This is a genomic window from Faecalibacterium sp. I4-3-84, from assembly GCF_023347255.1.
Lineage (GTDB): Bacteria > Bacillota > Clostridia > Oscillospirales > Ruminococcaceae > Faecalibacterium > Faecalibacterium taiwanense.
This window is the reverse complement of record NZ_CP094466.1, coordinates 1,688,151-1,709,441: the sequence shown is the minus strand read 5'-3', so window position 1 is coordinate 1,709,441 and position 21,291 is coordinate 1,688,151. Positions and strand designations below refer to the sequence as shown.

At 55.5% G+C, this 21,291-nt stretch carries 22 protein-coding genes; 9 read left to right on the top strand and 13 right to left on the bottom strand.

The features are described 5' to 3' along the window. Nucleotides 1-20 precede the first annotated feature (20 nt). Together MTP41_RS08420 and MTP41_RS08415 are read left to right on the top strand one after the other, a co-directional pair. Nucleotides 21-314: a helix-turn-helix domain-containing protein gene (locus tag MTP41_RS08420; protein WP_249236563.1), complete on the top strand. Its 294-nt coding sequence runs from the start codon at nt 21-23 to the stop codon at nt 312-314. A gap of 15 nt (nt 315-329) precedes the next feature. Beyond that, nucleotides 330-539 carry an Arm DNA-binding domain-containing protein gene (locus tag MTP41_RS08415; protein ID WP_242994693.1) on the top strand — a complete coding sequence of 70 codons (210 nt, stop codon included), beginning with the start codon at nt 330-332 and terminating at the stop codon, nt 537-539. Between the two features lie 552 nt (nt 540-1,091). Here MTP41_RS08415 and MTP41_RS08410 read toward each other — a convergent pair. From MTP41_RS08410 to MTP41_RS08370, 9 genes are all read right to left on the bottom strand, one after another. After that, nucleotides 1,092-1,340: a hypothetical protein gene (locus MTP41_RS08410; protein WP_118527432.1), complete on the bottom strand. Its 249-nt coding sequence runs from the start codon at nt 1,338-1,340 to the stop codon at nt 1,092-1,094. A gap of 36 nt (nt 1,341-1,376) precedes the next feature. Continuing rightward, the gene (locus MTP41_RS08405; RefSeq protein WP_158576320.1) at nt 1,377-2,177 is read right to left on the bottom strand and encodes a Cof-type HAD-IIB family hydrolase; all 801 of its coding nucleotides are present in this window, start codon (nt 2,175-2,177) and stop codon (nt 1,377-1,379) included. 68 nt (nt 2,178-2,245) lie between these two features. Further along, entirely contained in the window at nt 2,246-3,418 is a 1,173-nt protein-coding gene (locus MTP41_RS08400; protein ID WP_249235313.1) for an NAD(P)-dependent malic enzyme, read from the bottom strand. A gap of 20 nt (nt 3,419-3,438) precedes the next feature. Continuing rightward, complete coding sequence (locus MTP41_RS08395) at nt 3,439-6,156, bottom strand: PRD domain-containing protein (protein WP_249235312.1); 2,718 nt, start codon at nt 6,154-6,156, stop codon at nt 3,439-3,441. Nucleotides 6,157-6,186: 30 nt separating this feature from the next. Further along, a complete protein-coding gene (locus tag MTP41_RS08390) occupies nt 6,187-7,086 on the bottom strand; it encodes a serine hydrolase domain-containing protein (RefSeq protein WP_249235311.1) in 900 nt (299 codons plus the stop codon). Nucleotides 7,087-7,179: 93 nt separating this feature from the next. Continuing rightward, entirely contained in the window at nt 7,180-7,998 is an 819-nt protein-coding gene (locus MTP41_RS08385) for a PTS system mannose/fructose/sorbose family transporter subunit IID (protein ID WP_117529934.1), read from the bottom strand. Continuing rightward, a complete protein-coding gene (locus tag MTP41_RS08380) occupies nt 7,988-8,761 on the bottom strand; it encodes a PTS mannose/fructose/sorbose/N-acetylgalactosamine transporter subunit IIC (protein ID WP_117529935.1) in 774 nt (257 codons plus the stop codon). Before MTP41_RS08380 ends, MTP41_RS08385 begins: the two co-directional genes overlap by 11 nt. A gap of 26 nt (nt 8,762-8,787) precedes the next feature. Continuing rightward, complete coding sequence (locus MTP41_RS08375; protein WP_117529936.1) at nt 8,788-9,249, bottom strand: PTS sugar transporter subunit IIB; 462 nt, start codon at nt 9,247-9,249, stop codon at nt 8,788-8,790. Between the two features lie 17 nt (nt 9,250-9,266). Continuing rightward, nucleotides 9,267-9,662: a PTS sugar transporter subunit IIA gene (locus MTP41_RS08370; RefSeq protein ID WP_249235310.1), complete on the bottom strand. Its 396-nt coding sequence runs from the start codon at nt 9,660-9,662 to the stop codon at nt 9,267-9,269. Between the two features lie 967 nt (nt 9,663-10,629). Between MTP41_RS08370 and MTP41_RS08365 the strand changes: the two genes are divergently transcribed. The 7 genes from MTP41_RS08365 (at nt 10,630) to MTP41_RS08335 (ending at nt 17,367) form a co-directional block, all read left to right on the top strand. Continuing rightward, on the top strand, nt 10,630-11,076 hold the full coding sequence (locus MTP41_RS08365; RefSeq protein WP_249235309.1) for a plasmid mobilization protein: 447 nt from the start codon (nt 10,630-10,632) through the stop codon (nt 11,074-11,076). Next, entirely contained in the window at nt 11,039-12,601 is a 1,563-nt protein-coding gene (locus MTP41_RS08360) for a relaxase/mobilization nuclease domain-containing protein (protein WP_249235308.1), read from the top strand. Before MTP41_RS08365 ends, MTP41_RS08360 begins: the two co-directional genes overlap by 38 nt. Nucleotides 12,602-12,829: 228 nt before the next feature. Next, a complete protein-coding gene (locus MTP41_RS08355) occupies nt 12,830-13,246 on the top strand; it encodes a CHC2 zinc finger domain-containing protein (protein ID WP_242700885.1) in 417 nt (138 codons plus the stop codon). Beyond that, nucleotides 13,209-14,555: a DNA primase family protein gene (locus MTP41_RS08350; protein ID WP_005937058.1), complete on the top strand. Its 1,347-nt coding sequence runs from the start codon at nt 13,209-13,211 to the stop codon at nt 14,553-14,555. The genes MTP41_RS08355 and MTP41_RS08350 overlap by 38 nt, the downstream gene beginning before the upstream one ends. Before the next feature lie 373 nt (nt 14,556-14,928). Then, nucleotides 14,929-15,234, top strand: coding sequence for a helix-turn-helix domain-containing protein (locus tag MTP41_RS08345; RefSeq protein WP_006735272.1), 306 nt, complete (start codon nt 14,929-14,931; stop codon nt 15,232-15,234). A 14-nt stretch (nt 15,235-15,248) separates the two neighbouring features. Next, complete coding sequence (locus tag MTP41_RS08340; RefSeq protein WP_097781083.1) at nt 15,249-16,649, top strand: site-specific integrase; 1,401 nt, start codon at nt 15,249-15,251, stop codon at nt 16,647-16,649. A 469-nt stretch (nt 16,650-17,118) separates the two neighbouring features. Further along, nucleotides 17,119-17,367 carry a DUF6061 family protein gene (locus MTP41_RS08335; protein WP_249235307.1) on the top strand — a complete coding sequence of 83 codons (249 nt, stop codon included), beginning with the start codon at nt 17,119-17,121 and terminating at the stop codon, nt 17,365-17,367. 408 nt (nt 17,368-17,775) lie between these two features. Here the strand turns inward: MTP41_RS08335 and MTP41_RS08330 are convergent, their stop codons facing one another. The 4 genes from MTP41_RS08330 to MTP41_RS08315 form a co-directional block, all read right to left on the bottom strand. Beyond that, entirely contained in the window at nt 17,776-18,669 is an 894-nt protein-coding gene (locus tag MTP41_RS08330; protein WP_015565011.1) for a YitT family protein, read from the bottom strand. A 1-nt stretch (nt 18,670) separates the two neighbouring features. After that, nucleotides 18,671-19,297, bottom strand: a complete 627-nt coding sequence (locus MTP41_RS08325; protein WP_015565012.1) for an HAD family hydrolase — start codon at nt 19,295-19,297, stop codon at nt 18,671-18,673. A gap of 80 nt (nt 19,298-19,377) precedes the next feature. After that, nucleotides 19,378-20,361: an SIS domain-containing protein gene (locus tag MTP41_RS08320; protein WP_015565013.1), complete on the bottom strand. Its 984-nt coding sequence runs from the start codon at nt 20,359-20,361 to the stop codon at nt 19,378-19,380. Between the two features lie 87 nt (nt 20,362-20,448). Next, nucleotides 20,449-21,285 (bottom strand): PTS system mannose/fructose/sorbose family transporter subunit IID, encoded by an 837-nt coding sequence (locus tag MTP41_RS08315; protein WP_055186627.1) that lies wholly within the window; start codon nt 21,283-21,285, stop codon nt 20,449-20,451. Nucleotides 21,286-21,291: the final 6 nt, after the last annotated feature.

Genomic DNA, 21,291 nt, shown 5'->3' with positions numbered 1-21,291 from the left:
CAATGCCTATGTGTAATAAAATGTACGAAAATGTGAAATCTTTGGATTATACGAAAAAATCCTTGCAGTCAGACTCGAATCCGGCTACAACGGAGGTGGTCACTCGAACCAATGCCGTCAAGTCTCCGACCAACAGCCCTGAGACCACAAAGCTGGTGTACACAGTAAAGGAGGTCGCGCAGATGCTGGCCATCAGCCAGCGTGCCGCCTACAACCTGTGCAACAGCACCACCGAGTTCCGTGTCCTGCGGGCAGGCGGAAGCATCCGCATCCCGAAAGACAGCTTCGATACGTGGCTCCACCGGGCAGCTTGATAAGGAGGCAAATCTATGGCATATATCACGAAACGCGGCAGCTCCTATGGTGTCCGCTATACTTACCAAGACGAGCAGGGTAAAGACTGCAACAAATGGGAAAGTTTTTCTACAAAAGAGGAGGCAACAAATCGCAAAAAACAAATCGAACATGAACTTGCAAACGGAACGTTTCTGATTCCATCCACGGAGAAAGTGCATCGTTCCAGCTTTCCACCGGAATAGCCGCAAACAGAAAGTGGTGCGCACTCTGTGCAATAGCGGTAACCTCGCTTTCCATGCTTTGCAGCTCATGTTCACCGGTCATTTGGAGCAGTAGGTATTCTGCATGGGCTTCGCCGTAAATGCGGCAAGGTCTGTTCCCGATTTGCATTATCTGTGCAGTCACTGTAGCAGCCTCCTGACAAAATTTTGGTAAGCCCAGTATAGCAACTGAAAAATCATTTTGCAATTCGAAAGGCGTTCGCATTCGCAGCAAGCAGTGCAAGTTGGTACCAACTTGCGATTTTTGAATCGGATTTTTTAAAATCCAATTTCAAAATGCTTGTTGGGAAATCCCAAACCCTTTCAGATCTGCACCGTACCGATGCAGGCTGCGCGTTTTTACAAAACGCTTTTTGGTGCGCCGTAGAAGCGCGCAGCCATCACGGAAGCATGATAATTACAGGGTTTGAGGTTTCCCAATAAGTGCGCAGATGTATATACGTCTGCATTGCTTAAGAAAAAAGCCAAACCTCAAGCAGTACAGGATGTACGGTGAGATTTGGCTTTTTAACATCAGCTGGTTTTCTGATTTTCATTCATGATCCTTCTGGCTCGGCCGCACGTGGTGTCCTCAAAGGTTTCATCCTCGCTGAATCGCAGCCAATAGGGGGCTTCCATCAGGCAGGCATTGGTGCGCTTGACGATTTCCCAAGCGTTGTAGTCCGGCAGACCCAGCACCTGTGCAATCAGCGAGGCCATCACCTCAGAATACGGCTCATACCCAGCGGTTCCGGCCTCTGTAATGGAGTTGCCCCTGACCATGAAAAGCTGGTCGTCTACATGATGCCAACTGTATTATTAGCATATCCCATGCGCTGCAAGCGCCTCAGCTATACCATCATGGTCACGATCGGTAGTATGCCTGGGCAGATGCTTCTTCAGCAGCTCCGGTGCATTGCTCATCAGATAGCCGTGACCAACAAGCTCCAGCATTTCCACATCATTGTAGTTATCCCCAAAGGCAACAGCATCCTTCGGGGAGATATCCCGCAGGGCGCAGATCCTTTTCACGGCTTCTCCCTTGGTCGTTCCTCCGGGCATGATTTCCAGCAGAGCATTCGATGATTTGACAATTTCGTATTGCGGAAACTGAGCCTTCAATGTGGCTTCTATGGTGTCTGTCCAAGCGGGAGCACAGATGAACAACAGCTTATGCACTTCATCGGCGATCATATCCGCGATCACGCCCTGCTGGGCGGTCGCCTTAACGATTCGCTCTTCCCGTTCAATGCGCGGATCCGTACGGTCCGGTGTGACCCACTGGTCAAACGAGTATGCACCCCATGCCATATCAAAGTGCTGCTGCGCCGTAAAGTCAAGGATTTTTGCTGCTTCTGCTCGGCTCATCCCGCGGTGATAGATGATCTGTCGCTCCTCGTTCAGTATCAGGCTTCCACTATAGGAAACAATACTACACCGCAGGCCGTATTTCCTCACAATGGGTTCGATGCCAGAAGGACTGCGCGCCGAGATAATAACGAATGGGATCTCCTTTTTTTGCAGGAGCTTCAAGGCCCGAAGCGTCCTTGGCGTGATCTCCTGACGAGAATCAAGCAGCGTTCCATCTACATCACTAAATACGATTTTAAGGTCGTCCATGATCGTTCTTTCCTGCGAAAGCATTATTAAAAATATCCGTTGTGTCGTCCGGCTCCTTATCTTGTTTGTTAGCTCTTCGCCACGCCGGTCTCGCGGGCAGCCTTTGCCACGGCAGCGGCCACAGCCTCGGCCACGCGGGGGTCGAACGCGCCGGGGATGATGTTCTCCTCGCTGCGGTCTGCATCGGTGATGAGGTCTGCAATGGCGTAGGCAGCAGCCAGCTTCATCTCATTGTTGATATCCCGGGCACGGACGCTGAGCGCACCCTTGAACAGGCCGGGGAAGCACAGCACGTTGTTCACCTGATTGGGGAAGTCGCTGCGGCCGGTGGCCATCACCCGCACGCCGCCGGCCTTGGCCTCGTCCGGCATGATCTCCGGGGTGGGGTTGGCCATGGCAAAAACGATGGCATCCTTATTCATGGTCTTGCACAGCTCAGTGGTCAGGATGCCGGGCTTGGAAACGCCGATGAACACGTCGGCACCTTCCAGTGCTTCCTTCAGGCCGCCCTTGACCTGACGGGGATTGGTCACCTCGCCCAGCCAGTTCTTGTGGGCCTCGGCGCTGTTGCAGCCCTTGTACAGGGTGCCGAACTGATCCACTGCAATGATGTCCTTTGCGCCTGCGGTCATGAGCATCTTGATGATGGCAGTACCGGCAGCACCGGGACCGTTCAGCACGATGTGCACATCCTCCATCTTCTTGCCCACCACACGCAGGGCGTTGATGAGGGCAGCGGTGACAACGATAGCGGTGCCGTGCTGGTCATCGTGGAACACCGGGATGTCCAGCTCCCGCTCCAAGGTTTCCTCGATTTCAAAGCACTCGGGGCTCTTGATGTCCTCCAGATTGATGCCGCCAAAGGTGGGCGCAATGGCCTTGCAGGCAGCAATGACGCTGGCAGCGTCGTGGGCGTCGATGCAGATGGGGAAGGCATCCACGCCGCCGAACTCCTTGAACAGCACGGCCTTGCCCTCCATGACCGGCAGACCGGCTTCCGGGCCGATATCGCCCAGACCCAGCACGGCGGTGCCGTTGGAGACAACGGCTACCATGTTGCCCTTGAAGGTGTACTTATATACATCGTCAGGGTTTTCCTTGATCTTGCGGCAGGGCTCGGCCACACCGGGGGTGTAGGCGGTGGACAGGTCGTCACGGGTGGCGACCTCCACCTTACTCACGATGCCCACCTTTCCCTTGTGGGTCTCGTGCATTTCCAGAGCTGCTTTATTGTAATCCATTTGAATTTCCTCCTATTGGTTCAAAACTCATTTTTCCAAGGACTTTCATCGCTGTAATCGTGGGAAATATAATCGTAAATATAGCCGATCTCACTGTCCGGCAGGTTGATGCGGTACTGCTCGGCAATGTTGGCAAAGCAGCGCCGCGCCAGTGCCACAAAGTCCCGGTGCTCTTCACAGAAGCGTTCCAGATCACGGTAGCTCTTGATCTCCTCTTTTTTCACCAGCCGCTCGATCAGGCAGCTGATGTGCAGGTTCAGACCCACCACGGTCTTGGGCTGGAAGTGGGAGCCAAGCGCCCGCTGCATCTCCTCCAGCATATCTGCTACCAGCGAAAGCACCCGCGATGCATTCAGGATGGTGAGCGATTCCACCACGTTTTCCAGCGAGAACTGATTGACCAGATTCTGCTTGAAGTGCTCGAACTCTTCCTCGGTCAGATAACCGCTGAGGCCGCTCTTGATCTTATCCAGTCCGCGCTGGGTGATGATGTCCTCCACGGCCACCACCGGGAAATCCGCCGGGCCAAGCTCCATGGTGGACGCTGCAAACAACACGTTGCAGGTGTCCCAGTGGCCATTCTGACGCAGCTGCTCATAGGTCTGCACATCGTAGCACAAAAAGCGCGCGTTTACCTTCGTGTTCAGATGATTCAGGCTGTGCATGAACAGCTCGCTCACCTTTGCAGCGACGTTGCTGCCGCTCTCGCTCACAAACAGGATCACATCCTCTTTGCGGGCTTTTTCCAAGATCTTATAGCGGATCTGCGAAGCATTTTTGGCATTTTCCAGAACCTCTGCCAGCGGCATCCCGTCCAGAATATGGCTGCCCACCGAAAGTGCCATCGCTGTGGAAACATTGTTGATGATCCCGAGGTTGACATTCGGCAGGTCGTCCAGAAGCTCGGTGATGTTTTCCAGTGAGCCGAGGTCTACCAGGATCAGCACATCGCGGTTCTCGTTGAAATAAAGGATCTTTTTGACCTGACTGACGATCTCGCTGACCGGCACATCATAGGGCATATCGATGGCGTTGAACAGATACTTATGCAGCATCTTGTTGCACACGTCTGCAATGCTGCTGGCCGTAGCGTAACCGTGGCAGATGATGAACGCCTGCACTGGCAGCTTGTTGCCGGGGCGGTGCAGCACCTCCACAAAAGCGCTGATCATCAGGATGCCGATGGACGAGAAATGCACATCGGTGGTGTTCTGCACCATCAGCAGCAGATCACTTGCCACCGCAAAACTGTAGGGCGCATCCCGCCGGACAGCCTCGGTCAGGTCTGCCACCAACTGCTGCATCTCGGCGCTGTCCTCCGGCAAGGCATCATCGAACACATTGCCGAAATACACCCACCGCGCCAGCATCAGGATAAAGCTGTTGGGGAAGCCGACACCGTACAGCTCATGGATGCGCTCCGAGATGCGCAGCATTCCCTGTTCGATGCCCTTGATGCGCTCATCTGCGATCTTGTTCTGGAACAGGATATAGTTGTTGTACTCCTCCAGCCGGTGCACCATGCGGGTGCAGAATCCGGCACATTCCAGACTGCCCTGTAAATACAGCCGCCCCTGCTCCCGGATCTCCTCCAGCAGATGATGCTCCCTTTCAAAGCCGCAGTCCTCCCGCAGGTCGTCCAGTGTCAGCGCACGGTTCTGTGCACCGGCCTCCGGCAGCAGCAGGCAGCTCTCAAACACGGCATCCGGCAGCACCGGCAGACCGATGCAGATGTCGCCGTCCCGGCTGCGGGAGTATGCATTGGTGCAGCTGGTACGGATGACCTGCTCCAGCTGACCCACGTTCCGCTCATACGGATACTGCATCAGCATCTGGTATGCCTGACCCGTCACCTGCACCCTGCGGCCGATGCGCTGCTCCTCCTGCATCAGAAAACGATAGATGAGCCGCTTTTTCTCCAGCAGCGACCGGCTGCGCAGCGGCAGAAGCTCTGCCTGCACCGGCACACTGTTCTTGAGCGAGGGCGGCACCGTCTGCACACCGAAGATCAGGCGCGGATACTTCGCGCCCAGCTCCGGCAGCACTGCCGTTAAAAAGCGCACCGCCTCGGCCTGCACACTGCTCTCCAGCTGGTCAAAGCCGTGCAGGTACAAAAAATCGCTGCCGGTGCCAGCCTCCAGCCTGCGTTTGAACGAAGCGGCAAAGCCGGTGCCGCCCGGCTCTGCTGCGCCCCACATGGCGCAGTCCAACTCGGCAAAACGGCTCTCTGCCGGCACGACCTGCTTTTCCTTTGCATACTCCCATGTCTTGCCGGCCAGCAGACGCTTGCCGGTGCCTTTTTCGCCCGCCAGCACCAGCGGCAGACCGGTGGGCGGATACTCCACCGCCACACGGCATTTTTCCACGGCGGATTTCAGACTGAGGTGATAGCCGATGACTCCCGCAAAGCAGCTGTCCGCACGGCGGCCATGGTTCAGATCCTGCTGCAGAAACTGCAGATCCTCATATTCAGAATCCAGCGTCTGAACGTTGAATTTCCGGCTCAGCGTCTCCCGCAGGAAATAATAGACCGGCCGGGTATTGATCTTGACCATCCAGCCCTCTTTGAAAAACTCGTTCAGGTACTGGCTCACCGTGTTGCGGCTGATGTGCAGCACCGCACCCATTTCCTGCGTGGTAAACGGTTGCAGCACCTCAAAGTTCACCTGTCCGGTCTGCTGTTCCAGATAGTTGTACAGCTCCTGCTGGGTCGGATTCAGCTTCTGCAGATTTGCCATTGTCACCTTTGCTCCTGTTGTTTTTTACGCTCAGCCCTTGTTCAGAAAGGGGACTACCAGCTCCGACCACACATCGTCGAAGAATTTTTTACTGTCCAGCGCCTGCACCGTGATCACCGCTTTGCTCTTGGGCACCACCACGATGTACTGACCATACATACCGTCTGCGCGGTAGGATTCGTCGTCCGGGTTCGTCCAGAAGAAATAGCCGTAGCCGTGCTTGGGGGCATTGACCGGGTACTGGTTTTTTTCTGCCTCATGCAAATATGCGGGGTCCAGAAGCTGCTCGCCGTTCCAGCAACCGTCGTGCAGCAGGAACTGCCCGATGCGGGACATCTCGTCAATGCTCAAAAACAGGCCGTTCGCTCCGGCAGAATGTCCCATGGGGCAGGTGAGCCAGTCCGGGTTGCCGATGCCCAGCTTATCAAAAAAGCGGGGCGTCATGTAGTCCTTTAGGGTACAGCCCGCAGCGCGCTCCACGATGCAGCTGCACATATAGCTGTTGAAATTGTTGTACTCGAACCGAGTGCCCGGCTCATAGGGGAACGCATTGCGCAGGAAATAATCCTGCCAGTCCCTGCACTGCAGCCGCTGCGCATCATTCCAGAAGAACATTTTATCCTTGGAGCCGCAGCCCATCATCAGCAGGTCTCGCACGGTCATGCGGCGCAGGTTCGGTGCAAGCTCTGCGGGGTCATACTCCGGATAGAACCTGAGCACCCGGTCGTCCAGTCGCAGCAGCCCTTCCTGCACGGCAAGACCCACACCGATGGAGGTAACGCTTTTGCTTATCGAATAAGCGTGCAGGCGCGTAGGCTTATCCAGCCGGGCATAGCTTTCCTCCAGCGTATCATTGCGCCATGCCTGCACAAAGTTGATGACGATATCCTTCTGCTTCATTTTCGCAATAAATTCTTCGGTACAGTTCATTGCAGCCTCCTGATAAGTGGGAAAGCGGATGTCAGCCCACGCTCCCATCCGCTTTCCATTTTACTATAAAATCGCCGTCTTGAAAAGTTCTGCTCAGAAAATACCGATGGCAGTGAGCAGCACACTGACTACGATGATGCCAAGCAGGATCGTGTTGGGCTTCGTGCCCTTCTTGAGCAGCCTGTAGACGCCCAATGTGGTAAGCAGCGAGAGCACCTTGGGCATGATGCCGTTGATGACATCGATCAGCTTGATGGCGTTGTCGCCGCTGCCAATGGCAACGACCGGGTTGATGCTGACCATGGAGGCCGACATACCGCCGATGACCAGCAGACCAATGATGGCCGCTGCGGTAAAGATCTTTTCGGTCAGGCCCAGCTCCTCAAAGCGGTTCAGTGCCTTCATGCCGGAGTTGTAGCCCCAGTGGCAGCCGAAGTAGCGCACCAGCACGTTGGGGATGTTGAACAGCAGCAGGAACAGGAACGGTGCAAACAGGTTGCCCGTAAGTGCCAGCGAGCAGGCGATGCCGCCGGCCAGAGGACGCAGGGTGCCCCAGAATACCGAGTCGCCGATACCGGCCAGAGGGCCCATCAGACCAGCCTTGACCGAGTTGATGGTGTTGGGGTCAAAGTCCTCCTGTGTGGCGTTCTCCTCCTCCATGGCCGCTGTAATGCCGAAGATAAAGGGGCAGAGCATGGGCGTGGTGTTGAAGAACTCGGCGTGACGCTGCAGTGCCTCGCCCAGCTCCTTCTTGTCCGGATACAGCTTCTGTAGAATCGGGGACAGCGCATACTGCGCACCCTGACTCATCTGACGCTCGTAGTTAAAGGATGCATTGACCGTAAAGGATCTCCAGAAAACCCTGTTGATATCGCTCTTGGTGAGCAGCTTTTTCTCGTTATTAGAAGTCATCGTCAGCACCTCCGTCAACCACAGCAGTATTATTCGGCTTGTTCTGGTCGTTGACCAGCATCAGAGCCACAATGATCACGCCCAGCAATGCAATGCCCAGCACGGGAACATTGAGGTATGCAGCCAGCAGGAAGCCCAGCAGGAAATACGGAGCAACCTTGGGGCTGATGAGGATCTTGCCCAGCATAGCAAAGCCCAGTGCAGGCAGAATGCCGGCGGCCACGGAAATGCCGCGGATGATGAAAGCAGGGATGATGGCAAGGAAGCTCTGCACGGCGTCGCTGCCGCAGTAGAAGCAGATGGCGATGACCAGAGACATGACGATATCGTAGGAAAGGAAGCTGATCATGTGCATGGCATTTACGCCGGCGGCGTTGCCTTCAGCCGCATATTTATCAGACTTATGCAAAAACCAGCTGCGGGCGGTCAGATAGAAGGTGTTCTTGATCAGCAGAGCCACCGTTGCAATGGGCAGTGCCAGTGCAAGGGCAGCCTCTGTGCCATTTCCGGAAACAATGGCCAGCGCCGTACCCAGAATGCCGCCTGCGGTAATCTCCGGCGGCAGCGCTGCGCCGATGGTCACGTTGCCCATGAAGGCCAGCTCCAGCGTAGCACCCACGGCCAGACCCGCGTTCACATCGCCCAGCACCAGACCGACCAGCGGGCCCATCACGATGGGGCGCTGGATCATGGAGTTGCCGACGCCGCATTCCAGAAAACCGATAAAGGAAACCAGTGCGATCAATAATGTCTTTACAAGCATGTTGTTTTCCTCCTGTTCTTGATGGATCAGGTCAATATTTTCTTGGCATCACTGGGCACTGCCTGGATGAACACCTCAATGCCCTCCGCAGCGGCCTCGTGCAGCAGCTTTTCCTCTTCGTCCGATACATAGACCGTATGGGACAGTGCGTGGCGGTCCGGCGCAGACTTTGTGCCGCCCAGATTGATGCTCTTGATCTGGGTGGTCTCCCGCGCCAGACGCACCGCATCCTTGACATTGCCGGTCACGATCATCAGGCTGTACTTGTCCGTCTTGCCTTCATTGATGGCGGCGATGGAATCATCCACCGTCTTGATGACGAGTTTGGCATTGTTGGGCTTGCCCAGACGCAGCGCAGCCTTGCGCACATCATCGGTAGCGGCCGCATCGTTTGCGATCAGGATGCAGTTGGGGTTCAGCTGGCCACACCAGCTGAAAACCACCTGACCATGCAGCAGACGATGGTCAACGCGCAGTAGTTGGATCATAAATTTTTTCCTCCTTATCAGAAATCTTCTTCTTTACTGACGAACTCCGGCTGCTGAATGGAAGCCTGTGCCTCTGCGATGCCGGTTCTGACCAGTTCATCCAGCGGCAGCTCCTCCTCGGTCAGCAGAGTTGCGACCAGCGTCAAATTCATTCCGGTGATCACGCGCACACCAGGCTGTGCCGCAAAGACGACAGCTTCCTTATTCACGCTGCCACCCAGCACATCCGTAACGATGACGCATTCTCCGTCTGCCTGACGGAGCATCGCCTCCAGTGTGTCATGGACATTGCACTCCGGCGTTGTGTAGGCATCGAACGCCTTGAGCGCCTCCTGTTCTCCCAGGATCATCTCCACCGTGTTCTTCATGCCGGATGCCAAATGTCCGTGTGACGCTAGGATTACAGTTCTCATATGCATCCCTCCTTGTGCTTGCAGTATACACCCTGCACAGTTTTTATTTCATTGTGACAGTCTTTTTGGTAATTAAACCCCGCGCTTTCGACACTGTTCGCGCTCTCCTCGACACTGCTGCGATAAAACCGTGCATACAAGCACCGGTTTCCATCAAATTTCCCAGAATATAAGTCCTACTATCACTGTTTTACTGCAATAAAACTTGCAAAACCATCTTGACGCTCACCGCAATCCATGATACCCTTTATCGCAAATCCCACCAAATTTGTAGAAAAGTACAGAGCGGCGAGGATTTATTCTCCATGAAGATTTTTACCGCCCCGCAACACACCCGATCTATTTTGCCGCCGATTCACCCGACAAAATCATCGCTGCGCTGCATGGGCGGTATTTTTCTTTTTCACAAATAAAATCTTATGTAGTTGTTCAATCTTCCAAAATTTGTTTTTGGTTGTTGACTGCACAACCGCAAAGTGTTATTCTTGTGCTTGAAAGAAGCAGGTTGTAGTGTCCGCACTGCGTCCGGCTTTCTTCATACTGTACCTTGAATCTTACATAAGCCGTCTGAACGAGATACTGCGCCATGACCTCACACTTTCTGTGGGCGAGCCGGACAACGCCGCTGCAAAACAGGGGCAGGAACTGCGTTCGGTGTGAACGGTGATCATGAGCAGGGGCTTTGCCTTTTCACACGTTTTGCTCTGCAAAATTTTCAATGTGCATTGCGGTTCGACTTCTGAAATTTTCAGTGTTGCACGGAAAGGGCGAAAGCAAGTATCGACCTGTGGCCACAAATTTTCAATGCTTGAAAATGTTCTGTCACATGGTCTGCCACTTGTTGGGGAGTGCCTTCCCCAAACCCTGCTCCAGTGTTGCGCTGGTTTCAGCGCAAAAGCGGCGTGTCGCTTTACATAGCCCTCTCCATCCCGGAGTGGGCATTTATCATTTTCACAGGAGGTCGAATATGACTGAAATGAAAAGTCCGAACGTACACGCACGAGAGAACCGCAATGACACGCCGCGAAAACGAAAGACACACATCATCAAAGTCCGAGTGACCGCAGAAGAAAAACTGCGGATCGCATACGCCTGCAAAGAACTCCACCTCACCCAATCCGAACTCGTCCGCCGCGTCCTGTACGGCGTGAACGTCAAGCACACCGTTGTGGTGGCGCAGGGCGGCGAGGATGTACTGGCGGCGCTTGCTGCCTTGTCTGCCCAGTGCAGCAAGGTAGGCAGCAACCTCAACCAGCTTGCACGGCACTTAAACTCCGGCGGCAAAGACACCGAGCAGCTCCGGGCGCAAATTCTGGAGGAACTGTCCGCACTCACGAACTTTCGGCTGAAAGCCGAAGAAACGGTTGGTGAACTGTATGGCAACCATCAAGCATTTGACCTCGAAAAACTCTAACTATGCCGCCGCCGAAAGCTATCTCACCTTTCAGCACAACGAGTACACTGGTCTGCCCATTCTGGACGAGAAGGGCAGACCCAAGCTGCGGGATTCGTACCTGCTCGACACCCTTGAGTGCGGCGAATCCTCGTTCGCTATGGCCTGCCTGATTGCCAATCGCAAGTACGGCAAGAACGGCAGGCGGGAGGACGTGAAGACCCACCATTATATTGTGAGCTTCGACCCGAAGGACGCAGTAGAGAACGGCCTGACCATGGAGCGGGCGCAAGCCCTTGGCTTGCAGTTCTGCAGGGACAATTTCCCCGGTCATCCCGCCATCGTCTGTACCCACCCGGACGGGCACAACAGTGCCGGGAACATTCACGTCCACATCGTCATCGGCAGCTTGCGCGTCCGCACCGTGGAACGGCAGCCCTTCATGGACAAGCCGTGCGACTGGGAAGCGGGCAAGAAGCACCGCTGCACCTCTGCCATGCTCCGGCACCTCCGTGTCGCGGTCATGGAAATGTGCGAGCAAGCCGATCTGAACCAGATCAACCTGCTGGAAGCCCAAGGCGACCATGTTTCGGAGCGCGAGTATTGGGCGCAGCGGCGCGGACAGCGCCGCCTCGACCATGCCAACGCCAAACTTGCCGCCGAAGGGCAGCAGCCCACCCAGACCGTCTACCAGACCGAGCTGGACAAGCTGCGAAAGCAGATCTACGCTGTGCTGAACAAGACCACCACCTTCGAGGAATTTTCTGCATTGCTCATGCAGGAACACGGCATCGCCGTGAAAGAGAGCCGAGGTCGGTTGAGCTACTGCCCGCCCGGCCGGACAAAGTTCATCACCGCCAAGAAACTGAGCAAGAAGCTGGAAAAAGAGCAGGTGCTGACCGCCCTCGCCCAGAACATCCAGCTTGCCGCCATCATCCAGCCCAGCAGCGAGAAGAAACCGGATAAGATCAGGAAACTGGTTGACATTCAGGCGAACGTTGCTGCAGGCAAGGGCATCGGCTATGAGCGTTGGGCGAAAAAGTTCAACCTCAAACGCTGGTCGCAGACCTTGTGTCTCCTGCAGGAGAAAAAGCTGCTCAGTGAAGATGCCCTGAACCAGCGCATTGCCGAACTGCAAACCCAGCACGACGATGCACTGGCGGTGGTCAAAGACATGGATGCCCGCATGGTCTCCCTCAAGGAGCTGCGCGGGCATCTTGTGGTCTATCGGCAGTACAAGCCTCTTGCACAGAAGCTCCAGACTGTGCGGAATCCCGCCAAGTTCAAGGAGCAGCACCGTGCAGAGTTTGCTGTGTACGAGGCCGCTTGCGCCTATTTCAAGGCCAATGGGCTTCGGACTCTGCCGGACCTCAAAAAACTGGATGCCGAATACCAGACCCTTTCCTCGGAGAAAAACGGTTTCTACACCCGCTACAAGAAAGCGCAGATCGAACTGCGTGAACTCCGCACCGCACTACAGAACGTGGAAACCTTCTTCCGCAAGGAGGAGCGCAGCCACGCCGTACCGCAGCAGGAGGTCAAATGAACAACACTCTGACGGATCGATGTGTGAATAAACCCAACCTCACCCACGCCCCTCACCGGGCTTCGTCCTTTCGCCTGTACCCCACCCATTGGGACGGAGGGTAGCACCTCTGTCTTTTCGGACGTAAAGAACGCCATCTCGACCCGGCAGGCAGCGGAGCTGTACGGCTTAGCCGTAAACCGGAACGGTATGATGTGCTGCCCCTTCCACGGGGATAAACACCCCAGCATGAAGGTGGACAGCCGTTTCCATTGTTTCGCCTGTCAGGCAGATGGCGATGTGATCGATTTTGTCGGCAGACTTTTTCAACTTTCTCCCTATAAGGCCGTGGAAAAGTTGAAGAACGATTTCGGCATGGCACTTGCCGACGGCAAGGTGCGGCTTGCTCCCCGCAGACCGCCCACCGTCCGGCAGCAGTTGCTGGACTATTACCGCTGTCTGCAGCGTTGGCGGATCCGATACGCACCGCAGTCACCCACAGAAGAACTTCACCCCTGCTTCCTTGAAGCGATAAAGAACCTTGACATCGTTGAATATTATCTGGACTGTTCGGTGCTCCCGGACCCGAAGACCGAAGACGAGCTACGGAAGTATTGGGAGGGATTGCATGAGCGACTGGAAAAAGAGGAACGACGATTGGCGTGATGAGGACGAACTGGAAGAAGAGGAAGAATGCGAATGCCCTTGGGTAGACAGTAAGGGCAAAGTGCGTGAAACCGCTTACTGCCAGTACCTTTTAGAGAAACACCCCATGATGTGCCTGAAACAGAAGCTGTTCGACCAGAACGGCGAGGTAGACGAGGACGCACTGCTCTACGAAGTCCACAGCGACCTCCGTGACTTTGTGCTCGACAACCTTGCCAAGAAGGAAAAGCAGGTTCTGGACGCACTCCGTATCGAAACCTATACCCCCGAATGGAAACCCCAGCTTGACCGCATCCATCTCCAGAACGGAACCTACTTTCTGGACGAGCGGGGCTTTGTGCCGGAAAAGGAACTCTGCCTGAACCGGCTCCCCGTGGAATACCAGCCCGATGCCCCCGCACCGACCAAGTGGCTGGAATTTCTGGACGGTCTACTGATCCCGGAGGACATTCTGACCTTGCAGGAATATCTCGGCTATCTTCTGATCCCGTCTACCAAGGCGCAGAAGATGCTGGTCATGACCGGCAAGGGCGGCGAAGGAAAATCCCGCATCGGCTTGCTGCTGAAGAAGCTGTTCGGGGAAGCCTCTCACTCCGAATCCATCCTCCGCATCGAAACGAACCGCTTTGCCAGTGCAAATCTGGAGTACAAGTTGGTCATGGTCGATGACGACCTGAACATGGTGGCTTTGCCCGAAACACGGAACATCAAGTCCATCGTCACCGCTGAAGACCGTTTGTGCATCGAGCGGAAAAACAAGCAGGCTGTCCAAGGCCTGCTGTACGTTCGTTTCATCTGCTTCGGCAATGGCAACCTTGTGGCTGCTCACGATGACAGCGACGGCTTCTGGCGCAGACAGATCCTCATCACGGTAAAAGACCGTGACCCTGCCCGGGTGGATAACCCCTTCCTCATCGAAGAGCTGTCCGAGGAGCGTCCCGGCATCCTGCTGTGGATGCTGGAGGGGCTGCACCGTCTGCTGGCGAACCGCTATCAGTTTACCATCAGCGAGCGCTCTATCCAGAACCTCGAAGCAGCCATGGCGGACAGCGACAACCTGACCCAGTTCATGCAGGCAACGGCGTATGTCCGCTTCAAGCCCGACACCGAGGAACGCTCCACCTATCTCTACCGCGCCTACACCAAGTGGTGCGAGGATAATCTGGAATCGCCTGTTCCGCAAAAGAAGTTCAGCCAGTTTCTGCTGAAAAATGCAGGGAAGTATGGCCTGACCTTCTCCAAGCACATCGAGGGAAAGTATCGCGGCTTCCGGGGCGTATGCGTCCACCCCGCCTTTGCTGCGGCATAAAACACACGAAAAGTGAAAATCTCCCGCCCTACGCGCCCCAAATCAGTGGTTTCGACTTGTTATCGCTGTTTTCTTCGGGTTCGTGTCCGCCCCTTCCGGGCGGATGTGGGGCGGCAACACGCCCTTCGGGGCGGGAGAGAAACCAAGATGCGCCCCAAAAGGGCGCGTCCATCCCAGCCATGCGCCCCATAAAATCAACACAGGAAGGTACTTTTGTGTGGTTTGGGGCGCGTGGGGCGCGTAAATTCAAGTTCTCGCACTTTTTTGGGGCTGCTGCTTCGGGTCAGGAGCGGCAGGCCCTTACATATTTACCGGCCCACAAGGGTGCAACTCAACCGGAGCTGCGCCGGGTCTGGAGAAGTGCAAAGGAGACATGCCTATGACGAATGTCCGCAAAAATTCCGCCAAACTGACCCGTGAGGACTTGAAAATCGCGCCCGAATCCCCTACAATGAAATTGTCCGAAACCCCTGCCGTAGAACCTTCTGACCAGACCAGCAAAACCGTCCGACACGCCCCGCTCGTTTACCGGGTGGAAGAGATCGCCCAACTGTTGGCGATCTCCAACCGTGCTGCGTACAATCTGTGCAACACCACGAAAGACTTCAAGGTGATCCGCCTCGGTACCAGCATCCGGGTAAGCAAGCAGAGCTTTGACGATTGGTTTGCAGCGGTCTGAGGGAGGGAACATCTATGGCATCTATTATGAAACGTGGCAACACGTATTCCGTCCGATACAACTACAAAGATCATGCTGGCAAGCCCTGCAAGGGCTGGGAAACCTTCAAGACCAAGGCCGAAGCGCAGGAGCGCAAGATTACGGTGGAGAAGGAACTGCTGGACGGCACCTTCCTCGTGCCCGACACCATGACGGTGGAGGAGATGCTGTACAAGTGGATCCCCATTCAGTCCAGCAAACACAAGTGGTCTCCCAAGACCTACACCCAATCTGTGGCGATGGTGCAGAACCTCATCGTGCCGTATATCGGAAAGCGGAAGGTGCAAGACCTCCGCACCTACGATATTGAGCAGTTCTACGCCACCCTGAGCCAGACCCCCTGCGGGCAGTATGTGCACGGTGTGAAGCAGGAGCTGACGGAAAATCAGAAGAAACGGCTGTTATCCAGCACATCCATTCACGAAGTCCACACGCTCCTGAAGACCGCCTTTTCGTATGCCGTTGACTGGGATCTGATTCACAAATCGCCTACTCCCCGTGAAGCCCCCAAGATCAACACCGAAGAACGCACCATCTGGGATGAGCGCACCATGTTGGCGGCGCTGCAGACCATCGAGAACCCCGCTCTGCATCTGGCGGTGCACATGAGCATGATCCTCTCGCTCCGTGAGGGCGAGATCCTCGGCTTGCAGCCGGGAGACCTCGACTTTGATGCAGCAGACGGACGGGGAACCATCTCGGTGAACAAAGCCCTGCAGCGTGCCGACAAGGTCGCCTTGTCCAAGATCGACCCCACCCAAATCTACCACACCTTCCCGGACAGACGGGAGGGGAGCAAGTCCTCGCTGATTCTCAAGCGGACTAAGACCAAAAAGTCCAACCGCATTCTGTACATGACCAAGCCCTTGAAAGAGGAGCTTCTGGCATGGCTGGAAAAGATGAAGCAGGACGAGCAGAGCGCCCCGGAAAAGTACAGCAACTGCGGTCAGCTGTTCCGCTTACCAGACGGCTTACCCATTGCCCCGGACGTTCTGACCAAGTGGTATCGTATGTGGCGGGCAGAGCACCCGGAGTTTGAGAAGATCGTGTTCCACGGTCTGCGCCATTCCAGTGCCACCTACCAGCTGCTGCAGTCTGGCGGTGACTTCAAGTCGGTGCAGGGCAACACCGGCCATGCAACCGCCACCGTCCTGATGGACACCTACGCCCACACGCAGGACAAACCCCGGTTGGAGTTGACCGAGAAGATCGAAGCAGACTTCTACACGCAGGATGTGGCCGGTGCAAAGCCGCAGAAACCCCCGGAAAACAAAACGCCGGTGGCAACAAAAATCACGGGTAAAATGATCCTTGAAGCCATCCGGCAGATGGACGCAGAGGAACGCCGCGAGCTGACGCGGGTGCTCTTCGCGTAAAAGATTCTTTTTTGTGCAGCGAAATACACGCTGTGCAAGCGATGCAAAGAGTTCATGGCTTTTTTGTAAAGTGTGCAGGAGATGTGCAAAAGTGTGCAGACCCTGCCAGAAAAACAAAAAAGCCATGAAATCTTTCGATTTCACGGCATTTTCTGGTGCGATGGAAGGGACTCGAACCCCCGGCCTACTGATTCGTAGCGCACGCCGGGCGATTCCCTCAATTTTTGGAAGTTACGTTTCAACGTCATTTCTTTGCGATACATCGCAGATTTTGAACCTCGAGTTTCTGCACCCTTTGTCCGATTTTGCAATGATTTGCACCCTTTGCACGTTTTGAAACCGTGCAAAAACCGTGCAGAAACCGTGCACTTACTCTCAGACAAATGAAAAATCGACTTATCCGACAACGACTTGACGGCATTGGTTCGAGCGACCGCACACCATAAATCAAGTCTTGGAGGATACTATTATGACAAAATTGCTTTCCTGCCGCTACAACATGGACACCAACCGGGTGGAAGCCCTGTTCGCGGATGGCACCACCGTTGTCATCGACTGCATTACCGTGGAGGACGAGTACGGCAACACCCCGGCACAGCGGGCAGAACTGGACTGGCTGCTGTATAATAAGCCCTTGGAGTACGCACAGATGGTGCTGAGAGGGGAGATGGAGCGTTATCTTTCCCTCGGCTGTGACCACGGCAGGCTGGAAGATTGAGCCTTAGAAAACGCGCGGCAAAAATGCTAATCGCGCGGCGCGCGTTTTTATCGCTGACTTTTATTCAGGCAACATTGCACGCGCGCATTCCAGCGTGCGATTCCACTTTTCCGAAATTCAATCGTATTACAGTTTATTTTTACAAGTTCCAACTTTCACGTCGCACCTTCCCACGCATGAAGAATGCACGCCCGTGCGATCTTTGTTCGCGGTTTATTCGCGGTCAGCCGGATTTATTCGCGCTTTGTTCGCGCGATTGCGCGTTTTCAGCGTAAATTCAGCGTAAACCATGCCAAGTCAGCGTATTTTCAGCGTAAATCCCGGGAAGTCAGCGTAAACAACCATTTACCATATATAATAATGCCCGCCCACCTGTGGAAAGCCACAGTGGGCGGGCATTCTGCGTTTTCAGATGGACTGGAACCCTTTGCCGATGATCTCGCTTGAGTTGACAATGGTCAGAAAGGCCTCCGGGTCCTCCCGGCGCAGGAAATCCCGCAGCAGCCCTGCCTGCCGCCGGGTCAGCGCCACCATAATCATGGTGCGGGGCTCGCCGGTGTACACGCCGGTGGCGTTCTGCTGGGTCGCTGTGCGTCCCAGTGTTTCCGTAACGAAATGCCGGATGGGCTCCGGCCTTGAGGTGATGACCGTACACACCTTGCGGAGATTCAGGCTCTCGATAGCTGTATCCACGATGGTGCTGCGCCCGATGAGTCCCAGCACGCAGTACATCCCGGTCTGCGGGCCGTAGAGGTAAGCCGCAAACAGCACTGTGCCGATATCGCTGAGCAGCAGAGCCCTGCCGATCTCCACCTTGATGTACTTGTGCAGGATCATCGCCACGATCTCGGTGCCGCCGGTGGATGCCCCGATGTTGAATACGATGCCGCTGGCAATGGCAGGCAGCGCCACCGCAAAGCACAGCTCCAGCAAAGTATCATCCGTCAAAGGCTGCGACACGGGAAACATCTTTTCGCACATACTGGAATAAAAGCTGAGCATGAAGGAGGAGTACAGTGTCCAACCCATGGTCTTTATGCCCAGAAAGACGCAGCCCAGCACATCCAGCACCGCATTGGTGATCCACATAAAGGTGCTGACGCTCAGAGCCGGAAAGCAGGTGGCCAGAACGATGGAAAGACCGGTGGTGCCGCCAAATACAAAGTGGTTGGGCGCACAGTAAAAGTTCAGTGCTACTGCATAGATGATAAGTCCCAGATTCAGCAGTAGAAAAAAGCGTGCGCCGCTCCACAGCTGTGCCGGAGTCAGGTTTTTGCGCAGACCGTTCTTGATCGCTTCCATCTCAGTCCAGATGCTCCTTTACATCCATCAGCTGGGTGATGATGCAGTCTGCGGCGGACTGGTCCAGCGGCTCGCCGTGGCGGGGCTTCAGTGCCAGCACCTTCAGCCCTGCCGCCTTTGCGGAGGCAATGCCTGTGGGAGAATCCTCCACCGCAATAGCCTTGTCTGCCGTCAGCCCCAGTGCCTTCAGCGCCTTGAGATAGATATCCGGTGCAGGCTTATGGGCGGCGCAGTCCTCGCCGCTGAAGGCGAAATCCACCATGGCTTTCAAGCCGCCCTCCGTGAGCATCTTCATGATATCCGGTGCTGCGCTGGAGGACGCCACCGCCACCTTCAGCCCCCGGCTGCGCAGCGCATTCATCAGCGGCTCTGCCTGCGGGTCGGTAAGCTTGCCGTAGGGGGTGGGGCGAGCCTTGCGGTACTCCCGGTAAGCCATCAGCATCTCCTGACGGCGCACAGGGTCGTTGGGGACAATGGCTTCCCAGATGGCTTTTTCGTTGGAGCCGATGAAGTTGCCCTCCGGGATGGGGATGCCGTTTTCCAGCAGAAAGTTTTTACGGCGGTTCTCGTAGTAATATTCTGTATCTGCCAGCACCCCATCCATATCAAAAATCACTGCTTCAATCATTCTTCATTTCCCTCTTCATCAAAAAAGGGGAGGGGCAAGCCCCTCCCCCAAGCATGGGTCTATTGATCCCGGTCGATCGCTTAGTACTCCAGCTTCCACATATAGCGGCGCAGGGTCAGCGGATGCTGACGGACGTAGGACAGCTCCTCAGCATAGACGCGGAACACGGCGGTGTGCATCAGCGGGTTGAAGTAGGTGATGACGCTGCTGTCCACAGCATTGCCCAGACCGTAATCCTTTGCATCCACAACGGTGGTCAGAGCATCGAAGCGGTGCAGGAAGGTCAGTGCGCGGGCATCCACGGGACGGGTCTTGCCGTCGTTCATCAGCAGGATGAAGGGCACGTCCTTGTCCACGATCTCGAAGGGGCCGTGGAAGAACTCGCCGCTGTGGAAGGAGCCGGAGTTGACCCACTGCATCTCCATCATCAGGCAGATGGAGGTGGAGTAAGCGACCTCCATGGAAGCGCCGCTGGACATGACGTAGACGACGGGAGCGTCCTTGTACTTCTCAGCGAACTCCTTGGCAGACTTGCGGGCAGAGTTGGCAGCGTTCTCGGCAGCCTCGAACACGTTGGTCAGGCCCTCGATCATCTTGTCGTACTTGTCGAAGCCTTCCACCTGCTGCAGGATCTCCACAGCCAGTGCCAGAACGTAGCCCATCTTCTCCAGCTTGGCAGCGTAGTTTGCCTCAAAGCCGTGAACGATGGTGTAGTCAGCTTCCTTGGTCAGGGCAGAACCGGCAGCGTGGGTAACGCTGACAACGGTTGCACCGGCAGCCTTTGCCACGCTGTTGGCCTTGACGGTCTCAGGGGTGCTGCCGCCCAGAGAAGCGGTGATGACCACGGTGGTGTCGCCCAGCCAATCGGGGGTATCGTAGTTGAACTCGTTGGCGGTGTAGTGTGCCACACGCAGCTTCTTGCTGCAGTTTGCCAGGAAGTACTTTGCGGGGTACAGCTCTGCCTTGGAAGCACCGCAGCCAACAAAGGCCACGTTCTCCACGTTGTGCTTTGCCACGATGTCTGCCACGATGGACTTGACGTTTGCCAGATCAATGTTATACATAATGCAATCCTCCAAATTATTTTTCTTTTTGTTCTGATGAATCACAAATTACAGGCGTACGGATATCTATGTAAGCCGGAAACCCGGTTACACCAACAGACCAAGGGCGTTGATGGCAACACCGCCCACGATGCAGATGCCCAGCAGCCAGCCGGTCTTGACCTTTTTGCGGATCAGGGTGTACATCAGCATCACGATGCCAAGGTTCAGAAGGTTCGGCAGAATGCTGTTCAGCACATCCTGCAGCACCAGACCGGTGCTTGCGAAGGTAATGGGGGTAGTCAAACCCACCATGCTTGCCACCATGGCACCAATGACCATCAGGCCTACGATGCCGCAGACGTACATCAACTTGTCCATCATGCCGCCGTTGAGCTTGGTCAGGTACTTGCTGCCCATGGTGTAGCCCAGCTTACCGGCAAACCATGTGACCAGCACAGAGGGGACGATGGAGATGATCATAGCCAGAATGGGGCCCAGAACGCTGCCCTGCTGTGCCAGAGAGATGCCCAGACCAAAAGCGATCAGGCGGACAGTGCCCTGGAAGAAGGAGTCGCCCACGCCGGACAGGGGGCCCATCAGCGAGGTCTTGACGGCGTTGATGGTCTCCGGGTTGAAGTTCTCACGGTCGGCGGCGTACTGCTCCTCCATGGAAGCAGCCAGACCCAGCGTAAAGGCACTGGTCTGGGGGGTGCAGTTGTAGAACGCCATCTCACGCTCGTAGGCTTCCTTTTTGTGCGCCAGCTGCTCGGGGTCGTTCTCGTTGGGGTACAGCTCGTCCAGCGTGGGAGCGATGCCGTACAAAAAGCCCATGTTCATCTGACGTTCGTAGTTCCAGGAGGCCTGAATGTTCAGGGAACGCCACATAAACTGGAAGTATTTCTTGAAGTCGCTGCGCTTTGCAGTCTTGGTTGCGTTGCTCATTTCAGC